Below are 16,938 nucleotides of genomic sequence, written 5' to 3'. Positions count from 1 at the left end.
GCTTCTTACTCGATTTTTAAATTTATGGGTGAATACGATGTTGAAGAGAAACTTACTATCGGTAGCGGTATTGGCGGGTTTGGCGGGTTGTGCGGTAACACAAGCGCCAGAACAAAAGGTGGTGAATGCACTGGCTGATAACCTGGATGTGCAATACGAAATCTTGACCAACCACGGTGCAAACGAAGGCATGGCTTGTCAGGACTTAGGCGCAGAGTGGGCATCATGCAATAAAGTTAACATGACGCTAACTAATGATGGTGAAGCGATTGACTCAAAAGATTGGGCCATCTACTTCCACAGCATTCGTCTTATCTTAGATGTTGATAATGAACAGTTTAAAATCACTCGTGTAACCGGTGACTTACACAAGCTAGAACCAACAGAAAAATTTGACGGCTTTGCGGCGGGTGAAGAAGTGATTCTTCCACTAACTAGCGAGTACTGGCAACTGTTTGAAACCGACTTTATGCCTGGCGCATTTGTAACAGCGCCAAATGCCGAACCTAAGATGATCGCTTCATTGAACACGGAAGATGTCGCGTCGTTTGTAACCGGTTTAGAAGGCAACAACCTTAAGCGTACACCGGATGACAACAACGTCATGGCGACGGCTGTTACGCGTTTCGAAAAGAATGCGGATCTAGCAACGCAAGACGTATCCACCACTTTACTACCAACGCCAATGTCGGTAGAAGCCGGTGAAGGTTCAGTCAGCATTGCTGGTGGTATTGCCCTACCTAAAGACGCATTCGATGCTGAGCAATTCGCAGCAATTGAAGAACGTGCAGATGTGGTAAACGTAGATGTGAGTGGCGACCTACCTGTGAGTGTCGCTGTTGTTCCTACTCAGTTTACGGGTGATTTAGCGAAATCTGGCGCTTATGAACTCAGCATCTCGGAAGAGGGGATTGCAATTAAAGCGTTTGATAAAACAGGCGCTTTCTACGCAGTTCAGTCTATTTTTGGCCTAATAGACAGTCAGAACGCTGAATCATTACCACAACTGTCGATCCAAGATGCGCCACGCTTTGACTACCGTGGTGTGATGGTGGATGTTGCTCGAAACTTCCACTCAAAAGATGCCATCCTAGCGACGCTGGATCAAATGGCAGCCTACAAGATGAACAAACTGCACCTTCACTTAACGGATGATGAAGGTTGGCGTTTAGAAATCCCAGGTTTACCAGAGCTAACGGATGTGGGGTCTAATCGTTGTTTCGATTTGGAAGAGCAAAGCTGTTTACTGCCTCAGCTAGGTTCAGGTCCAACAACAGACAACTTCGGCTCTGGTTTCTTTAGTAAAGCGGATTACGTCGAGATCTTAAGCTACGCAAAAGCGCGCAGCATCGAAGTTATCCCTGAGATTGATATGCCAGCACACGCTCGTTCTGCTGTGGTATCAATGGAAGCACGTTACACTCGCCTAATGGCGGAAGGGAAAGAAGCGGAAGCGAACGAATACCGTCTGATGGATCCACAAGATACATCGAACGTGACCACGGTTCAGTTCTACGATAAGCAAAGCTTCATTAACCCATGTATGGAATCGTCGACTCACTTTGTTGATAAAGTGATCTCTGAAGTGGCAGCAATGCACCAAGAAGCGGGCGTTCCGCTAACGACTTGGCACTTTGGTGGCGATGAAGCGAAAAACATTAAGTTAGGCGCGGGCTTACAAGATATTGATGCAGAAGACAAAGTGGCATGGAAAGGAAACATTGACTTATCTAAGCAAGACAAACCATTCCAACAGTCTCCACAATGTCAGAAATTAATTGCTGACGGTACAGTCAGCGATTTCGGTCACCTGCCAAGCCACTTTGCAGAAGAGGTGTCTAAGATTGTTGCTGAGAAGGGCATTCCACACTTCCAAGCGTGGCAAGATGGCCTGAAATACAGCGAAGGTGAACAAGCATTTGCAACAGAAAGTACGCGCGTTAACTTCTGGGATGTTCTTTACTGGGGCGGTACTTCATCCGTTTACGACTGGTCTGCGAAAGGTTATGACGTGATTGTTTCTAACCCAGATTACGTATACATGGATATGCCATACGAAGTCGATGCCGCAGAGCGTGGTTACTACTGGGCAACGCGTGCAACCGATACTCGTAAGATGTTTGGCTTTGCTCCAGAGAACATGCCACAAAACGCAGAAACGTCATTAGACCGCGACGGCAATGGTTTCTCTGGTAAAGGCGAGATTGAAGCAAAACCTTTTTACGGTTTATCAGCGCAACTTTGGTCTGAAACCGTACGTACCGACGAGCAATATGAATACATGGTGTTCCCTCGCGTTCTTGCTGCAGCTGAGCGTGCATGGCACCGAGCGGATTGGGAAAATGACTACAAAGTGGGGGTTGAGTACTCTCAAGATACAGACTTAGTGAATAAGCAGGCTCTAAACAACGACTTTAATCGTTTCGCGAATATTGTTGGCCAACGTGAGCTGGCTAAGCTTGAAAAGGCGGGTATCGATTACCGACTGCCAGTTCCGGGTGCAAAAGTGGTTGATGGCAAGCTTGCAATGAACGTTCAATTCCCTGGTGTAGAGCTTCAATACTCAACGGATGGTGAACATTGGCTGACTTATGATGAGCAGCAACGTCCATTGGTTTCTGGTGAAACGTACATCCGCTCTATCTCTGAAAGTGGACAGAAAGTCAGTCGAGTGACTTCGGTTAAATAATCAATAAGTAACATTAATAGAAAAGCTCTCTAGCTTTTATCTGACTTAGATAAAAAGCGGGAGCTTTTTTCGTCTCAGTCATGTTGGGTGTTTGTTTTAAATTGAAATACCTAGACACTGTCTTTGTTTATATCGTCAACAATGCACACAAAGTGACTTTCGTCGCAAAAGTGACGCGCTTCTCATTATTCTCATTGAAAAATAAGTCTCTCATAAAAAACTCTAAATTCGGTGTGACTGAACCATCTTAATCCAGTTTTTTTAGCATGAAATAACGTGATCTCGATCTGTTATTTTTATCATTTAGCTTTTTATGATTTTTTATGTTTTTAAGTGATTGTTTTTTAACGTGTAAATAACCTTTTATTTTTTATAGTGAGAGAGATCACTCTACTTATACTTTTATTTTGAAACGCAAATTAATTCGAGCAACATAGATTTCATGCCAGGAAGGCTATCAATTACTCAAGCGGTGAAGGTGTATGATATACCGAAGATATGCCGCTAAAAATCAAACTAAGGCAGTTTACTATGAAAAAAATTATCGCTCTAAGTGCACTTTCTCTTGCTTTCGCTTCTAGTGCTTTTGCTGGTTCTTCTTACGTTACAGGTAACGTTCAATTACACTCTGATTTCCAACCAAACGTGAGTTCTACTCTAGAAGCCGGTCACACGTTTGATTCAGGTACAACGCTACTAACTGAGTTCGATGGTATTTCACTTGGTAAATACGATGATGCTGCTCTTCAGGATAAGAACATCGGGAACTCGCCATACATCACTTTAGGTGTTGAGCAAATGTACCACGTCAACGATAACCTATGGGTTGCTATTGGTTACCACCACCTACTGAATAACGGTGAAACGGTTCAGTACCGCCCACTAGTTAAGATTGGTTACAACTTCGATAACGGTATTTCTATCAGTAACCGTACTCGTTACCACGCAATGGAAGACAGCAAAGCCGATGACCAAACTCGTTTTGATAACCGCATTGCTTACGCAGTAAATGATGAATTATCTCTAAGCTACAACAACGTATACGTTATTAGTGATGCTGACAACACAATGGACCACGAGCTTCGTGCTACATGGACTCGCCAAGGTGTTCAACCTTACTTTGAGTACCGTAACCAAGCTGATAATGCAAACAACGCATTCGTATTCGGTGCTTCTTACGGCTTCTAAGCCGATTCACTTGGCTACTTAGTCGATAAGATGATTAGCCAAATGAGCTTCTTAGCTAAATCGTTTTTTTGTTCAATAACGTCTTAGCTAATTAGCGAGAGGAGCATAGCGGTACTAACAGCCCGGTTGGTACCGCAAAAAATTGCTTTACTGCCCAAGACAAAGAGCCTAGTTAGAAAATCCGCTACCGGTTTTTCTTGCTAGGCTCTATTTTCATTTTTTTAGTATGACGTTGTCAGTTCCTTTGCGCTCTACTTTCCGTTGTAGTGGTGGTACTCAAACTTCTGACCTTGCTTATTAAACGCATACACCGAGTACTCGCTTTTTTGATCGCCATACTCCATACCTGATGAGCCTGTAGGCATACCCGGAACGGCTAAGCCAACCGCGTTGCTTGGTGGGTTATCTAAAAATGCTTTGACGTCTGCTGGTGGAATATGACCTTCAAATACGTAACCGTTGATCTCTGCTGTGTGGCAGGCGGTGAGTTCTGATGGTATCCCCATTTTTTGTTTGATTGGACTCATGTCATTATGGAGTTTCTCTGTGACATTAAAACCAGCATCTCTCATATTCTTTGTCCATTGTGTACAACAGCCGCAGTTTGGGGATTTATGGTTGATAACATCGGTAGCTAAAGCTTGGCCTGAAATAACAGCGAGTGCCGTAAGCGTCATAAGTTTACGAATCATGGTTAACCTCGTGAATGTGATTCTTATTGATATTGGAATGAGTGGGTTTGAACAATCTCAGCCTATTGGCGTTGCTGACAACAGTAATTGACGACATCGCCATTGCCGCACCTGCCACGACAGGACTAAGCATAAAGCCGAAAAATGGGTAAAGCACACCGGCCGCGATGGGAATACCGAGCGAGTTGTAAATGAAGGCTCCAAACAGGTTTTGTTTCATATTTCTCACCGTCGTTTGGGATAGCTCGATCGCGTTGCTGACCGATAATGGCGATGAGTTAAGGAGTGTCATTTGTGCACTTTCGATCGCGACATCACTGCCACTGCCCATCGCGATACCTATATCTGCTTGAGCAAGAGCGGGGGCGTCGTTAATGCCGTCTCCGACCATAGCGACACTCTTATATTGCTGCTGAAGCTGAACAATGTGTTGCGCTTTCTGATCCGGAAGCACTTCCGAGATAACTTCGTCTATACCCACGATATGACCAATTGCTTGAGCTACAGAGTCGTTGTCGCCTGTTAACAGTACAGTGTGAATTCCAGCGGATTTCAGTTGAGCTATCGCCTGTTTGCTGTCTACTTTTAATGCGTCTGAAATGCCCAATATGCCTTCCAGTTTTTGGTCAATCACGACGAAAATAGGAGTCCATGCTTGCGAGCGGCAAAGCTCGATAAAATCGGCACCAATGTCGGTATTAATGCCTAATTGGGCTAGGTATTTAAGCGAGCCAACTTGCACGTTCTTACCGTTAATCGTTGCTTGAACCCCAAGCCCTCGTTGGTTCTCAAATTGGCGGTATGGGAGAGCTGAAATGTCCAAACTCTCTGCATATTGGCAAACGGCTTTGGCGAGTGGGTGCTCAGAACCTACTTCTACTGAGTAAGCGTAAGCCAGTAACTCTTGTTCCGTTAGATTAGAGTAAAAAGCTTGTTGGACGGTTGGTTTGCCTTGGGTTAACGTGCCTGTTTTGTCAAACACAACCGCATCAATCTTGCTGGCAGACTGTAATACATCCGCATCTTTAATAAGAACCCCAAACTCAGCCGCTTTACCCACGCCAACCGTAATCGAAAGCGGTGTCGCTAGGCCTAATGCACAAGGACAAGCGATGATCAGTACGGTGGTTGATACCACTAACATGTAACTGGCGCTTGGTTGCGGCCCCACAAAAAACCAAACTAAGGCGGCAACGACTGCGATTGTGACGACAATCGGAACGAAAACAGCTGAGATAGAATCGGCTAGCTTAGCAATCGCCGGTTTACTGCTTTGTGCTTGGCGTACCATCTGAATGATTCGAGCCAGCATGGTACTTGAACCAATCCCTGTCGCCTCAATGATCAGGCTACCATCACCATTTATGGTGCCAGCAGAAACGCCATCATTAATTGATTTAACGTTGGGCAGTGGTTCACCGGTCAGCATCGATTCATCGATATAAGATTCCCCCGATACCACCACACCATCAACCGGTACTTTTTCTCCGGGTTTTACTCGAACTTGCATGCCGACTTGGATCGCTTCTACGGCGATGGTTTGATCTTTGCCATCGACGATAACCACCGCTTTTTGAGGCTGTAAGTTGATCAGGGCTTGTAACGATTTTGTGGTCCGCGCTTTGGCCTTAGCTTCAATGTAGTGCCCTAAAGAGATAAGGCCGATAATCATCGCACTGGCTTCAAAGTAAACATGACGGGATGCTTCAGGAAACCATGATGGAATCAGTACCACCAGCATAGAATAGAACCATGCTGCGCCAGTACCTAAGGCGACCAAAGTATCCATGGTCGCGCGTTTATGCATGAGAGACTGCCAAGCATTAGTGAAGAAACTACGACCTGAGGTAGCCAGCAGTATGAAACAAACGACACCAACCAAGCCCCAAGCCAGTTGCTCGTTAAATGTAGTAATGGTCATGCTGCCGCCAAATAGGCCCCATGCCATTAACGGAGCACCGATAACCAGCGCGCTAACGGAATTTTTTAGGAAAGCTTTTTGGGTGCGAAATTGTTGCTCTTGTTGTTTTTGTTGTTGAGTTGCCATGTCATCAACAAACTCGGCACCATAACCGGCTGATTTCACAGACTCTATTAGTGCGTTTTCGATGACGTCTCGAGTTTTTGAGGTAAAAATCAAAGCGGTTTGTTCTGCCAGGTTGATCTGAGCTTGGTCAACGAACTTGTTCTTTTTCAGTGCTTTTTCTACAGAAGAAACACAACTCGCACACGTCATTCCCTCAATCACAAGGTGATAGGTATATTGGCTAGCGGCAGGTTTAGCCGCTTTGGGTTCTACTGACGTTGGTTTTTTCGTTTCTTCTGAATCTGAACTTGGTAAAAGCTCATCCGTGGCAGAGTCGGAGGTTGCCTGATAGCCAACACTTTCAACTACCTCAATCACTTCTGATTCTGAAAGCAGGGTCACCAGCGATAATTCATGCTTGCTGACGGCTAGGTTTGAGGCTTGTTCGGTTTGCTCAAGAGCTTGAGTCAGTTTGTTGACACACTTACCACAGTTAAGACCTGAGAGCGAAAAATGCAGCTTATTGCCCATGCTATAACCCAGAGTCGTTAATTGCTCGCTGAGTTGAGCGTAACTAAATGGAGTCGAAATATCGATGTAGGTCGGTGATATATCATTGATCGTTGTGTTGTCGAGATCGGCAAACAATGTGCGAACTTTCTTCGCACAACCCATGCAATTTAGGCCGTTGAGCGCGGTTGTGTAATGGTTCATATCGATACCTCCAATTCTCATCTATGCCTAACATAAACCTTCCTGTAAGGGTAAGGTCAAACATAAATTCAAGAATTTTGTCTTAGTGGTCTATGAAGGGGGGAGCTAAGTTTGTGGAATGGGCGAGAGTGGAAGAAAAGCATGACTAGAATCGACTGGTTTCGGTTGTCGGTTTGTAGGTCGAGGCAGAATTTGACCTGTCTACACAGGCTTTCGTACAAGATAAGCGCATTAATCATTCACTACTGATTGTAGATTTAAACGTTGGTGATAAAATAGCGCCCAAAATTTAGTGATATTTGTTGATTACAGGTTTTGTAATGATGAGCACTAAAAGAATCACCTACATAATCAAGGTATTTAAATGACGGTTAAAACTCGTTTTGCTCCTAGCCCAACTGGCTATCTTCACGTTGGTGGTGCACGTACTGCACTTTACTCTTGGCTATTCGCTAAAAACCAAGGCGGTGAATTCGTTCTGCGTATCGAAGACACAGACCTTGAGCGTAACTCTCAAGAAGCGGTTGATGCAATTCTAGAAGGCATGCAATGGATGGGTATGGAATGGGATGAAGGTCCTTACTACCAATCTCAGCGTTTTGACCGTTACAACGAAATGGTTGATAAGCTACTAGCTGAAGACAAAGCATTCAAATGCTATGCGTCTAAAGAACTGCTTGATGAAATTCGAGCAGAGCAAGAAGCAAATAAAGAGATGGCTCGTTACGATGCGAATCACCCTAAAATTGTTGCAGCAAACGAAGCAGCAAAAGAAGGTGATGCGTGCGTTATCCGTTTCCGTAACCCTAAAGAAGGCAGCGTAGTTTTTGATGACCAAATCCGTGGTCGCATTGAAATTGCGAACAGCCAACTTGATGACCTCATCATTCGTCGTACAGACGGTGCACCAACATACAACTTCGTAGTGGTAGTGGATGACTGGGATATGGGTATTACACACGTTGTTCGTGGTGAAGACCACATCAACAACACACCTCGTCAAATCAACATCTATGAAGCACTAGGCGCGCCAGTGCCAACTTTCGCTCACTGTGCAATGATTCTTGGTGACGACGGTGCGAAACTGTCTAAGCGTCACGGTGCTGTATCGGTAATGCAATACCGCGACGAAGGTTACCTACCAAATGCACTCAACAACTACCTCGTTCGTTTAGGCTGGTCTCACGGTGACCAAGAGATCTTCTCTCAAGAAGAGATGATTGAATTCTTCAGCCTGAATGCTATCAGCAAGTCTGCTTCTGCATTCAACACGGAAAAGCTGCGTTGGTTGAACAACCACTACATCAAGACTTCTGAGCCTGAGTACGTTGCGAAATACCTACAATGGCACCTAGACGCACAGAAGATCGACACAACCAATGGCCCAGCGATCACTGAAGTGATCAAGCTCGTTGGCGAGCGTTGTAATACGCTTATCGAACTTGCTGAGCAATCTCGTTACTTCTACGAAGATTTCTCTGAGTTTGAAGCGGGCGCAGCGAAGAAGCATCTACGTGGCGTGGCTAAAGGCCCACTAGAGCTTGCTCTTGCGAAGGTTGAAGCGCTTGAAGATTTCACTACTGCAAACATCAAAGAGGGTGTGATTGCTGCCGTATGTGAAGAGCTAGAGATCGGTATGGGTAAAATCGGTATGCCACTTCGCGTAGCAGTAACTGGCGGTGGTCAGTCTCCTTCTGTTGATGCCGTGATGGAGCTTGTGGGTAAAGAGCGGGTAATCGCTCGCATCAAGATGGCTCTTGAGTTCATCGCTGAGCGTGAAGCTAACGCTTAATTGAGCAATCGCTAGATTTAGAAAAGGGTCAGTAACTTAGTTGCTGACCCTTTTTATTTGCCTCGAATTTTATCTTACTAATGTTTAGATTTTTTTGAAGATGATAGAAGTGTTGATGCCGCCAAAGGCAAAGTTGTTGCTCATCAGATAGTTAACATCCAATTCGCGGCCTAAGCCTGTAATGTAGTCAAGCTTGCCACACTGTTCATCGATGTTCTCAAGGTTTAAGGTTGGACTGAACCAACCGCTGTGCATCATCTCTAAACTTAACCAAGCTTCAATGGCACCACACGCGCCAAGCGTATGACCAAAGTAGCTTTTCAATGAGCTGATCGGCACTTCACCGAAAATATTGGCCGTCGCATTACTCTCTGCAATATCGCCTTTTTCGGTTGCCGTGCCGTGCGCAGAAACATAGCCAATCTTCTCAGCTGGAAGCTGTGCGTCTTTCAGCGCTTTCTCCATACAAATTTGCATGGTTTCCATTTGCGGTTGGGTTACATGAGCAGCATCGCAGTTGCTAGCAAAACCAATGATTTCTGCGTAGATCTTTGCACCACGAGCGACAGCATGTTCATACTCTTCAAGTATCAGCGTGCCTGCACCCTCACCAATAACAAGGCCGTCGCGATCACGATCATATGGACTTGGAGATTTCTTTGGTGTGTCGTTTTTTAAACTGGTCGCAAAAAGGGTATCGAAAACGGCAGATTCAGTTGGGCATAGCTCTTCACCACCACCAGCCACCATCACGGTTTGGTAGCCGTGCTTAATGGCTTCATAGGCATAACCAATCGCCTGGCTTCCTGAAGTACACGCACTGCTGGTGGGAATCACGCGGCCGCGCAGACCGAAGAAGAGACCCACGTTTACCGCAGCGGTGTGTGGCATCATTTGAACGTAAGTGGTTGCTGTGATCGCTCGTGTCGACTTATCGTTCAGCATCACGCCAAACGCACCAATGGCGTCGGTACTGCCGGTTGAAGAACCGTAAGCAATACCGGTTTCACCATTGGTTAAAATATCGCGGCCGATCAGCCCTGCTTGCTTTAATGCATTTTCTGTCGCAACAGTGGCTAAGCGAGAGACTCGTCCCATGCCACGCACTTGTTTACGCTTATAGTGTTTTGGCAGCTGGAAGTCATTTATTGGCGCGGCAAGCTTAGTGTTGAGACCATCGTACTGCTCAAAGTTTGGCATATATTGGGTGGCGTTTTCGCAGGCTTTTAGTTTCGGCTCGATCTGCTGCCAGTCATTACCAAAGGCAGTAACACCAGACATGCCCGTTACAACGACGCGGCGGGTCATACTAAGCCTCCATTAACGGATATGACTTGGCGAGTGACGTAACCTGCAATATCAGACATTAAGTAGCTCACTAGGCCTGCGACTTCTTCTGGCTCGCCCATTCGGCGCAGTGGTACTTGAGGAAGAGCATGATCTTTCACGTGTTCGTCAACCATACCGGTATCGATTAAGCCAGGAGCCACGCAGTTAACGGTGATTTTGCGTTTTGCGAGCTCTAAAGCCAAAGACTTAGTCGCGCCAATTACACCGGCTTTTGCCGCTGCATAGTTAGTTTGACCGCGGTTACCCATGATGCCAGATACAGACGCTAGAGTGACAATACGACCGCCTTTGCGTTTTTGAACCATAGGCATCACACACGGGTGGAGCACATTGTAGAAGCTGTCGAGGTTGGTATGAATAACGCCGTCCCACTCTTCTTCAGTCATCGCAGGAAATGCCGTGTCACGAGTAATGCCCGCGTTGTTCACTACACCATAGTAAGCGCCGTGTTCAGCGATATCAGACTCAAGCTTTTCGCGACACTCGCTGCGGTTGCTGATATCAAATTGGATAAGACGACCTGATCCACCCAGTTCGGTGATCGACTGCAGCGTCTCTTCTGCACCTTGCTTGTCACTCATGTAATGAACGGCGATTTCAAATCCGTCGTTCGCGAGTTGAATAGCGATCGCTTTACCAATGCCTTTGCTGGCACCAGTGACTAAAACCTGACGAGTCATGATGGGCTCCTAGTTTTCATTTCTTGTAATTTTTGTTCGGTTGGTACGTAGACGTTGAGTTGGCATTGAGCCACTAGCTCACCTTGGTCTTCAACTCTGGCAGTGAACACGGCCATGCCATTGTCTTCCATTAGTTGCTCGGCATAGATATCAAGGGTCTGACCTTGAGTAAATTCATCACACAGTGACTTGTAGCGACGAGAACCGAGTAAGAAACCGATGGGTGGAGTGGTGCCATTTTTCAGTGCATGGTATCCAGACCACGCAGCAACAGACTGTGCCATAAACTCGATACCAACATAAGCTGGGACCGTTTGTGATTCGGCATTAAAGAACAGATTATGAGCACCAATATCGACTTGGCAGTGGATCGACAACGGCTCTACGCTGATTGCACGATCGATTAATATCATCGGTTCATCGTGAGGGAGGAGTTGCTCTACAGAAGGGATATCAGTCATTTACGACACCAAAAATCAGGCTAATGTTGTTACCACCAAAAGCAAACGAGTTGCTTAAGATGTTCTTTACTTTAAGTTTCTGGGTACAGTTTACCAAATCAATCTCAATATCTTCAGCTTTATCCTGACATTTTTGTAAGGGAAGCGGTAAGTCATACTTTAAAATATGCCATGCAATGGCGGCTTCTATCGCACTGGCGGCTCCAAGAGTATGCCCGGTAAGCGGCTTGGTGGAGCTGACGGGAACCTTGTTTGCAAAAATACGATGAATGGCTTTGCTTTCCATAGAATCATTGAGTGGCGTTGCGGTGCCATGGGCATTGATGTACCCAATGTCTTCTGCTTGTAACTGCGCTGAATCTAATGCTTTTCTCATCGCTTGCTCGGCGCCGTTTCCTTCAGGGTGAGGTGCTGAAATGTGATGTGCATCGGAGCTATCACCGCATCCAAGTAAAGCGATGTTCGCTGTGTTTTGGGGAGAACTCCCCCCCATCAGCTTTGTTTTACTGAGCAACATAAATGCGGCGGCTTCACCGATGTTGATGCCGTCCCTAGTTGCGCTAAAAGGCTTACAATCGGTCGTTGATAGTGCTTCAAGACCATGAAAACCATTGAGTGTTAGTTTACATAAGGTATCGACCCCACCCACTAAGACAGCCTCAACCATCCCAGAATCTAACAAGCGCTGTGCGGTAAGAAATGCCCGACCACTCGATGAGCAAGCCGTTGAAATAACGTAACTTGGGCCGGTTAATGAACAGTGTTGGCTGATGAACTCCGAGGTATTCCCCAACTCTTGCTTAAAATAATGGTAATCCTCAGGAAATGTGTTGTGCGTCAGTTTGTTTTTGAAAGCCGCTTCGCCATCGGAGATCCCTGATGTGCTAGTACCAATAACCACAGCAATTCTATCCGCACCAAATTGCGTTTTCGCTTGCTCGATAGAATCTTTGATTTGATTGAGAGCCGATAGTGCGAGCTGGTTGTTACGAGAGGCGTATTGAGCTTGGTTTGATGGTATTTGGGGCAGTTTTTCTGATATTTTGCCCACGACAGTTTGCTTACCATCGTTGAGCATATTCTCCACTTTAACCATGTTGGATTTGCACTCATTTTTGAGGCAACCATGAATATCAGCGATGCTTGAGCCTAATGCTGAATGGAAACCACAGTCTTGGATGTAAATAGGCATAGTGTTCAGCTCTTACTTGAGTTGTCAGTAATCGTTGAGTTCAACGTTTGAATGGTGATGGTGTAACCTTGGAGTAAGTGTTTGAAAATAATGTCTCCCGATACTTTGGGTTCTCCAGCGGTTGCTTGGTAATCAATTCGAATAATAGCTTGTTGGTTGTCGTCAAACACGGTTCTTGTGGTCTGAGTATCGACTAAATGCCAACCGATGTGTTGCAATGGTTTTGCCCAAGCTTCAGCGGGCCATAGGGTCAACATTAAATTAAATAGCACCTGTTCCGGTTGTGGCAAAGCCGCCCCAAGCCCAGATAAAACCTGAGTATCAATTTGTTGATTTTGATATTGCAGCGACAGGATACGAGTTCCCCAAGAAGAAAAACCAGCCAAAACGACTTTCCCTTCTGTAATTTCAACTTGAACAGGTAGCTGTTGTGTATCGTTTTGCCACGTAGCACTGATGAGCTGGCTAGCGATGAGGGAGTATCCGAGCTGATCCGGCTGCGGAAGTGCTAATTGGATATCATCATTGATGAACACACTTGCCCCCGTTGGTTGTTGAGAGGTCATCGAACAAGCACTGAGTACAAGCCCTACGACCATGGCGAATGTTATCTTCAGTATCTTTATCATCGAGAAGTCTCACGAGAGGTTTGCCTTTCTATGGCATGGTTGGTGTTGAGTGCGAGTGGCGAAAGCAGCCATGCCACAAAAATACCCGTCAGGACGGTAATACCGAAACTGTGAATGGCGTGAGTCTGACTCAGTGACAATAAGCCAAATGAAAGCAGCGTTGTGAGGCCAGATAAGGTGATCGCTAATAAGGTACTTAATGACTTCTTCTGCTCTGCAAAGAACAGGGTGTAGTCAATGCCAATCCCTAAAATCAGGATCAGACCAAGCAAGTTAAATAGGTTCAGTGTCGAACCTAAAATACCGGTCACCGCTAAACCTGCCACTCCAGCAATCAATGACGGTAAAAGCATCAGCAGACTTTGCTTAACTCCGTAACGCCAACCTAAAACCATGCCAATGACCGCAAATGCAATTAATAATAACTCGGTGATTTTGACGCGGTACTCAGCAAAAAGGGATGAGATTTCATCGGCTTTGTTGAGGAATCGAACACCTTGCTGCTGGGCGAAGCTTGAATTCAGCCATTGCGAGAATTGATCTGAGTTTGTGACGTCTTTAATTAAAATAACGGACGCCGCTTGCCCATTGATCGGGGTCAGCCACAGTGGTCGAACCGGCTCTGACACCGGAGATGCCAAAAACTCATTCAGGGTGATCGGTTGATATTTTGGTAGCTCGGGGAAGCTTGGCCAACCCAGTGTTGTTTGTAATTGGGTGCTTTGGTTGGCATAAAGTTGCTTAACCAATTGATAGTTATTGTATTGCTCTTGTTTGCTGGGTAGGTGTTGATTGATGCTGCGATACCCAGAGATGCCTTGTCGATCGACTAACGCATCTAATTCAGTACTGATCAGGGTTAATTTTTCGAGTAACGCCTGATTATTTTTGGCCGTGATCAGTAACATATTTTGCGCATTGCCTAAGCCTGAGAGTTCGGCGATGGCTTGTTCTTGTTGTTTTAGGTGTTCAGGCATTGCCTGCAATTGTCGAATGTCATCGTCGTAGCGAACGAGGCTGAGCGATGCCACGCTTAAGATCGTGACGACCAATGGTAAGCCGATTCTGAACTTAGGTTGGCTCCATAAATTGAGCCAAGTTAGCCAAAGTGTCGCAAAGGGAAGCGGGCGATCTTGGCTTGGTTTCGCGGCTAAAATAGGGTACCAACACACCACACTGGCGTAAGCGGCGATAAGGCCAATCGACGAAAACAAAGCCAGTTGCTGTAAGCCGGGAAAAGGTGCAACCAGCAAGCCTAAATAGCCGATTAAGCTGGTGAGTAGGCCCAATGTGATGGCGACGAAGATATGCTTTAGACCTTTGTCACTTTGCCATTGATTACCCGCCGCCAAACGATCGGTTAAAAAGTGAAAAGAGTAATCGATGGATACGCCTATCAAGCTTGCTCCGAACACTAAGCTGAACAGGTGAATTTTGCCGAAGATAGCGACGGTGCTTACCAAGGCGACTAATAACCCTGTACTGATTGAAAGCAAAGATAAAGTCAGTGGAAGGGCACTACGAAACGTTAACCACACTAATAAAATAACACCAGCCAGTGAACCTAAGCCGATAGTGCTGATTTCTGATTTCGCGCTTTGAGTTCCATAATTGGCGTAAAAAACCACACCAGTATGTTGAATTTTGACGTTAAATTGCTTCTCGATGTCGCGCTCTAAATCGTCGAGCGCGGGCAGTTGTTCTTGAAGGGCCAAGCTGTAGGGAGAGCCTGCTAATGTTGCGGTAACCAGAATGTGTGACTGGCCTTTTGACTGCGCCGTTAGGTAGCCATCTTTAATCCCAAAGTTGCTCGAACGGGTGCCAACTGCACTGATGTAGTCGCGAAATAATAAAAATGGGTCATGGGTCAGCTCTGCTGCCGTAACGCCTGAAAATGGATTGTACAATGACTGAATCACATGTTGAGCTCGTGACTTTGGTGAGTGAGTGAGGGTCTCTTGTTGAGATTGGGTTAACAGTTGAGCTCGGTGACGAAAATAGAAGTGACTCCATTGGCTTTGTGTGCTGGCGTTGATCTTGCCTTGAACATGTTGAAACAGCGTAGGCTTTCCTGAAGAAGGATTTTGATTGAGCGAGTTCTCAAAGGCTTTGGTCGCCGCTATGGTGTTGTTGATGTCAGAACTGCTCAAGACAAACACCACTTGCTCGCTCATTGAGTTGGAAATCTGTTGAAAGGCTTGCTCTACCATCGGATCTTGCTGATTTTCTGGCAGCAATTTCATAATGTTGCTTTCAATCGGTACTGAGGAAGAAAAAGCGAACTGTTTGACCAATAATCCGCTAAATAGCATGACAACCACAAGCCAAACAAGGGCAAGGCTAGAGTTGGAATTGTTGCGCTTCAGCATCTGATAGTCTTTCCGGTTGATGGCTTAACTGACTAAATTCGATCACCGTGCTGTCTCCACGAATCTCTTTTAACTCAATACGTTCGATATCATGCTTGCCTTGTAGTGTGATGGCTTCGAACACGGCATTCATCGGTGCACTTTTAGGCGTTAGGGTCAGTGTCCATAGCGTGTTATCTACATTAGCAGTAGAGCTTTGCTGAGTTGTTGGCTCAAATGACAGTGAAAATTGCTCTTGAAGCTTTTGGGTATCACCGTGGAACACGGATAAGAAGACATGGCTGAAATAAAATGCCATCGGGTTTTCTTTATCTGTGATGATTTTAGCGGGTTGATCGGCAAACTTTTGGCTCAGTTTGTTATTGGTCAGCACCAAGCTCACAGGAAAGGGGGTGACTTGTGTCCAGAGCAAGCCGTTCGATTTATCTAATAGGAATGAACCTTGTGATATCAGCGGCTGAGCGAACATGTCCATATTGCGTGTTTGAGTAAAACTACCCCGAACCATGCTGTTTGCGCTGAGTACGGTTTGCAGTTCTGAAAGAGAACCGACGGCACTTGTATTTTCAGTCGCGATGGCAAAGTTACTCGCCATTATTGAGGCAAGCCCTAGTAGCGCAATGCTGATTTGCTTACGTCCATGTTTAAACAGACTCATGTTTCACCTGCTGCTGTGTGTGAGATACCTGCGATTGATGCTCTGCCGGTTGGGACAAGCAACCAAACTGGTGCCAGTGCTCGACTTTATTGGTAAACACTTTTGGCGAAGCGAAGCGCATTTCTTGCTCTTCGATGGTCACCGCCACCTGTATGGTGTGAGCACGTGTCATCCGCGCACCTGTGTTTGCATCGTGGATCTCGTAGTCAACGCGCAAGCGGTTTTCCCATTCGGTCAACTTAGCTGATACCTTGATCTGATGATTAAACGGTATCGCCTTAATGTATTTTACACGTGTATCGATGATCGGCCACATGTAGCCAGAATCCTTCATCTCATGATAGTTGTACTTAATCTTATTCATCATGATGCTCCTGACTTCTTCAAAAAAACGAAAGTAGTTGCCATGATAGATCACGCCCATAGGGTCGGCATCTTGGAATGAGGTGACTAAAGTCACCTCAGATTGTAATGGATGAAGGATCTCTGACATAAACC

General features: G+C 45.8%; 12 protein-coding genes and 1 pseudogene. 3 read left to right on the top strand and 10 right to left on the bottom strand.

Going from position 1 to position 16,938, the window contains the following annotated elements:
* Positions 1 to 37: 37 nt before the first annotated feature.
* Positions 38 to 2,689, top strand: a complete 2,652-nt coding sequence (locus tag L4B77_RS08535; protein ID WP_429749778.1) for a beta-N-acetylhexosaminidase — start codon at positions 38 to 40, stop codon at positions 2,687 to 2,689.
* Positions 2,690 to 3,220: 531 nt separating this feature from the next.
* Positions 3,221 to 3,877: an oligogalacturonate-specific porin KdgM family protein gene (locus L4B77_RS08530; RefSeq protein ID WP_261839107.1), complete on the top strand. Its 657-nt coding sequence runs from the start codon at positions 3,221 to 3,223 to the stop codon at positions 3,875 to 3,877.
* 251 nt (positions 3,878 to 4,128) lie between these two features.
* Here the strand turns inward: L4B77_RS08530 and L4B77_RS08525 are convergent, their stop codons facing one another.
* Together L4B77_RS08525 and L4B77_RS08520 are read right to left on the bottom strand one after the other, a co-directional pair.
* Positions 4,129 to 4,569, bottom strand: a complete 441-nt coding sequence (locus L4B77_RS08525) for a DUF411 domain-containing protein (RefSeq protein ID WP_429749775.1) — start codon at positions 4,567 to 4,569, stop codon at positions 4,129 to 4,131.
* Positions 4,559 to 7,343, bottom strand: a pseudogene (locus L4B77_RS08520) (heavy metal translocating P-type ATPase). The gene L4B77_RS08525 and the pseudogene L4B77_RS08520 overlap by 11 nt, the downstream one beginning before the upstream one ends.
* A gap of 330 nt (positions 7,344 to 7,673) precedes the next feature.
* Here L4B77_RS08520 and gltX point away from each other — a divergent pair.
* Positions 7,674 to 9,101: a glutamate--tRNA ligase gene (gltX, locus tag L4B77_RS08515; protein WP_372040641.1), complete on the top strand. Its 1,428-nt coding sequence runs from the start codon at positions 7,674 to 7,676 to the stop codon at positions 9,099 to 9,101.
* An 84-nt stretch (positions 9,102 to 9,185) separates the two neighbouring features.
* Here the strand turns inward: gltX and L4B77_RS08510 are convergent, their stop codons facing one another.
* Genes L4B77_RS08510 through L4B77_RS08475 form a run of 8 tightly spaced genes read right to left on the bottom strand, consistent with a single transcriptional unit; the run spans position 9,186 to position 16,933 of the window.
* Positions 9,186 to 10,409: a beta-ketoacyl-ACP synthase gene (locus L4B77_RS08510; protein ID WP_429749772.1), complete on the bottom strand. Its 1,224-nt coding sequence runs from the start codon at positions 10,407 to 10,409 to the stop codon at positions 9,186 to 9,188.
* Positions 10,406 to 11,131, bottom strand: a complete 726-nt coding sequence (locus L4B77_RS08505; protein WP_372040644.1) for a 3-ketoacyl-ACP reductase FabG2 — start codon at positions 11,129 to 11,131, stop codon at positions 10,406 to 10,408. The genes L4B77_RS08510 and L4B77_RS08505 overlap by 4 nt, the downstream gene beginning before the upstream one ends.
* Positions 11,128 to 11,592 carry a hotdog family protein gene (locus tag L4B77_RS08500; RefSeq protein WP_372040646.1) on the bottom strand — a complete coding sequence of 155 codons (465 nt, stop codon included), beginning with the start codon at positions 11,590 to 11,592 and terminating at the stop codon, positions 11,128 to 11,130. The genes L4B77_RS08505 and L4B77_RS08500 overlap by 4 nt, the downstream gene beginning before the upstream one ends.
* The gene (locus L4B77_RS08495) at positions 11,585 to 12,784 is read right to left on the bottom strand and encodes a beta-ketoacyl-[acyl-carrier-protein] synthase family protein (RefSeq protein WP_261839114.1); all 1,200 of its coding nucleotides are present in this window, start codon (positions 12,782 to 12,784) and stop codon (positions 11,585 to 11,587) included. Before L4B77_RS08495 ends, L4B77_RS08500 begins: the two co-directional genes overlap by 8 nt.
* Before the next feature lie 5 nt (positions 12,785 to 12,789).
* Positions 12,790 to 13,413, bottom strand: a complete 624-nt coding sequence (locus L4B77_RS08490; protein WP_429749769.1) for a DUF3261 domain-containing protein — start codon at positions 13,411 to 13,413, stop codon at positions 12,790 to 12,792.
* Positions 13,410 to 15,782 (bottom strand): MMPL family transporter, encoded by a 2,373-nt coding sequence (locus L4B77_RS08485; protein WP_429749767.1) that lies wholly within the window; start codon positions 15,780 to 15,782, stop codon positions 13,410 to 13,412. Before L4B77_RS08485 ends, L4B77_RS08490 begins: the two co-directional genes overlap by 4 nt.
* On the bottom strand, positions 15,754 to 16,440 hold the full coding sequence (locus L4B77_RS08480; RefSeq protein ID WP_429749765.1) for a LolA family protein: 687 nt from the start codon (positions 16,438 to 16,440) through the stop codon (positions 15,754 to 15,756). Before L4B77_RS08480 ends, L4B77_RS08485 begins: the two co-directional genes overlap by 29 nt.
* Positions 16,427 to 16,933 carry an acyl-CoA thioesterase gene (locus L4B77_RS08475; protein WP_261839118.1) on the bottom strand — a complete coding sequence of 169 codons (507 nt, stop codon included), beginning with the start codon at positions 16,931 to 16,933 and terminating at the stop codon, positions 16,427 to 16,429. Before L4B77_RS08475 ends, L4B77_RS08480 begins: the two co-directional genes overlap by 14 nt.
* Positions 16,934 to 16,938: the final 5 nt, after the last annotated feature.

The sequence above is a fragment of the Vibrio minamisatsumaniensis genome, from assembly GCF_050337445.1.
Taxonomy (GTDB): domain Bacteria; phylum Pseudomonadota; class Gammaproteobacteria; order Enterobacterales; family Vibrionaceae; genus Vibrio; species Vibrio artabrorum.
The sequence above is the reverse complement of the archived record's forward strand: the minus strand, read 5'-3'. Positions and strand labels throughout refer to the sequence as shown.

What these genes read in the sequence shown, in the direction of transcription:
- L4B77_RS08475 (WP_261839118.1), bottom strand. Translation starts at nt 16,933, where the DNA reads ATGTCAGAGATCCTTCATCCATTACAATCTGAGGTGACTTTAGTCACC.
- L4B77_RS08495 (WP_261839114.1), bottom strand. Translation starts at nt 12,784, where the DNA reads ATGCCTATTTACATCCAAGACTGTGGTTTCCATTCAGCATTAGGCTCA.
- L4B77_RS08505 (WP_372040644.1), bottom strand. Translation starts at nt 11,131, where the DNA reads ATGACTCGTCAGGTTTTAGTCACTGGTGCCAGCAAAGGCATTGGTAAA.
- L4B77_RS08525 (WP_429749775.1), bottom strand. Translation starts at nt 4,569, where the DNA reads ATGATTCGTAAACTTATGACGCTTACGGCACTCGCTGTTATTTCAGGC.
- L4B77_RS08485 (WP_429749767.1), bottom strand. Translation starts at nt 15,782, where the DNA reads ATGCTGAAGCGCAACAATTCCAACTCTAGCCTTGCCCTTGTTTGGCTT.
- L4B77_RS08480 (WP_429749765.1), bottom strand. Translation starts at nt 16,440, where the DNA reads ATGAGTCTGTTTAAACATGGACGTAAGCAAATCAGCATTGCGCTACTA.
- L4B77_RS08490 (WP_429749769.1), bottom strand. Translation starts at nt 13,413, where the DNA reads ATGATAAAGATACTGAAGATAACATTCGCCATGGTCGTAGGGCTTGTA.
- L4B77_RS08530 (WP_261839107.1), top strand. Translation starts at nt 3,221, where the DNA reads ATGAAAAAAATTATCGCTCTAAGTGCACTTTCTCTTGCTTTCGCTTCT.
- gltX (WP_372040641.1), top strand. Translation starts at nt 7,674, where the DNA reads ATGACGGTTAAAACTCGTTTTGCTCCTAGCCCAACTGGCTATCTTCAC.
- L4B77_RS08510 (WP_429749772.1), bottom strand. Translation starts at nt 10,409, where the DNA reads ATGACCCGCCGCGTCGTTGTAACGGGCATGTCTGGTGTTACTGCCTTT.
- L4B77_RS08535 (WP_429749778.1), top strand. Translation starts at nt 38, where the DNA reads ATGTTGAAGAGAAACTTACTATCGGTAGCGGTATTGGCGGGTTTGGCG.
- L4B77_RS08500 (WP_372040646.1), bottom strand. Translation starts at nt 11,592, where the DNA reads ATGACTGATATCCCTTCTGTAGAGCAACTCCTCCCTCACGATGAACCG.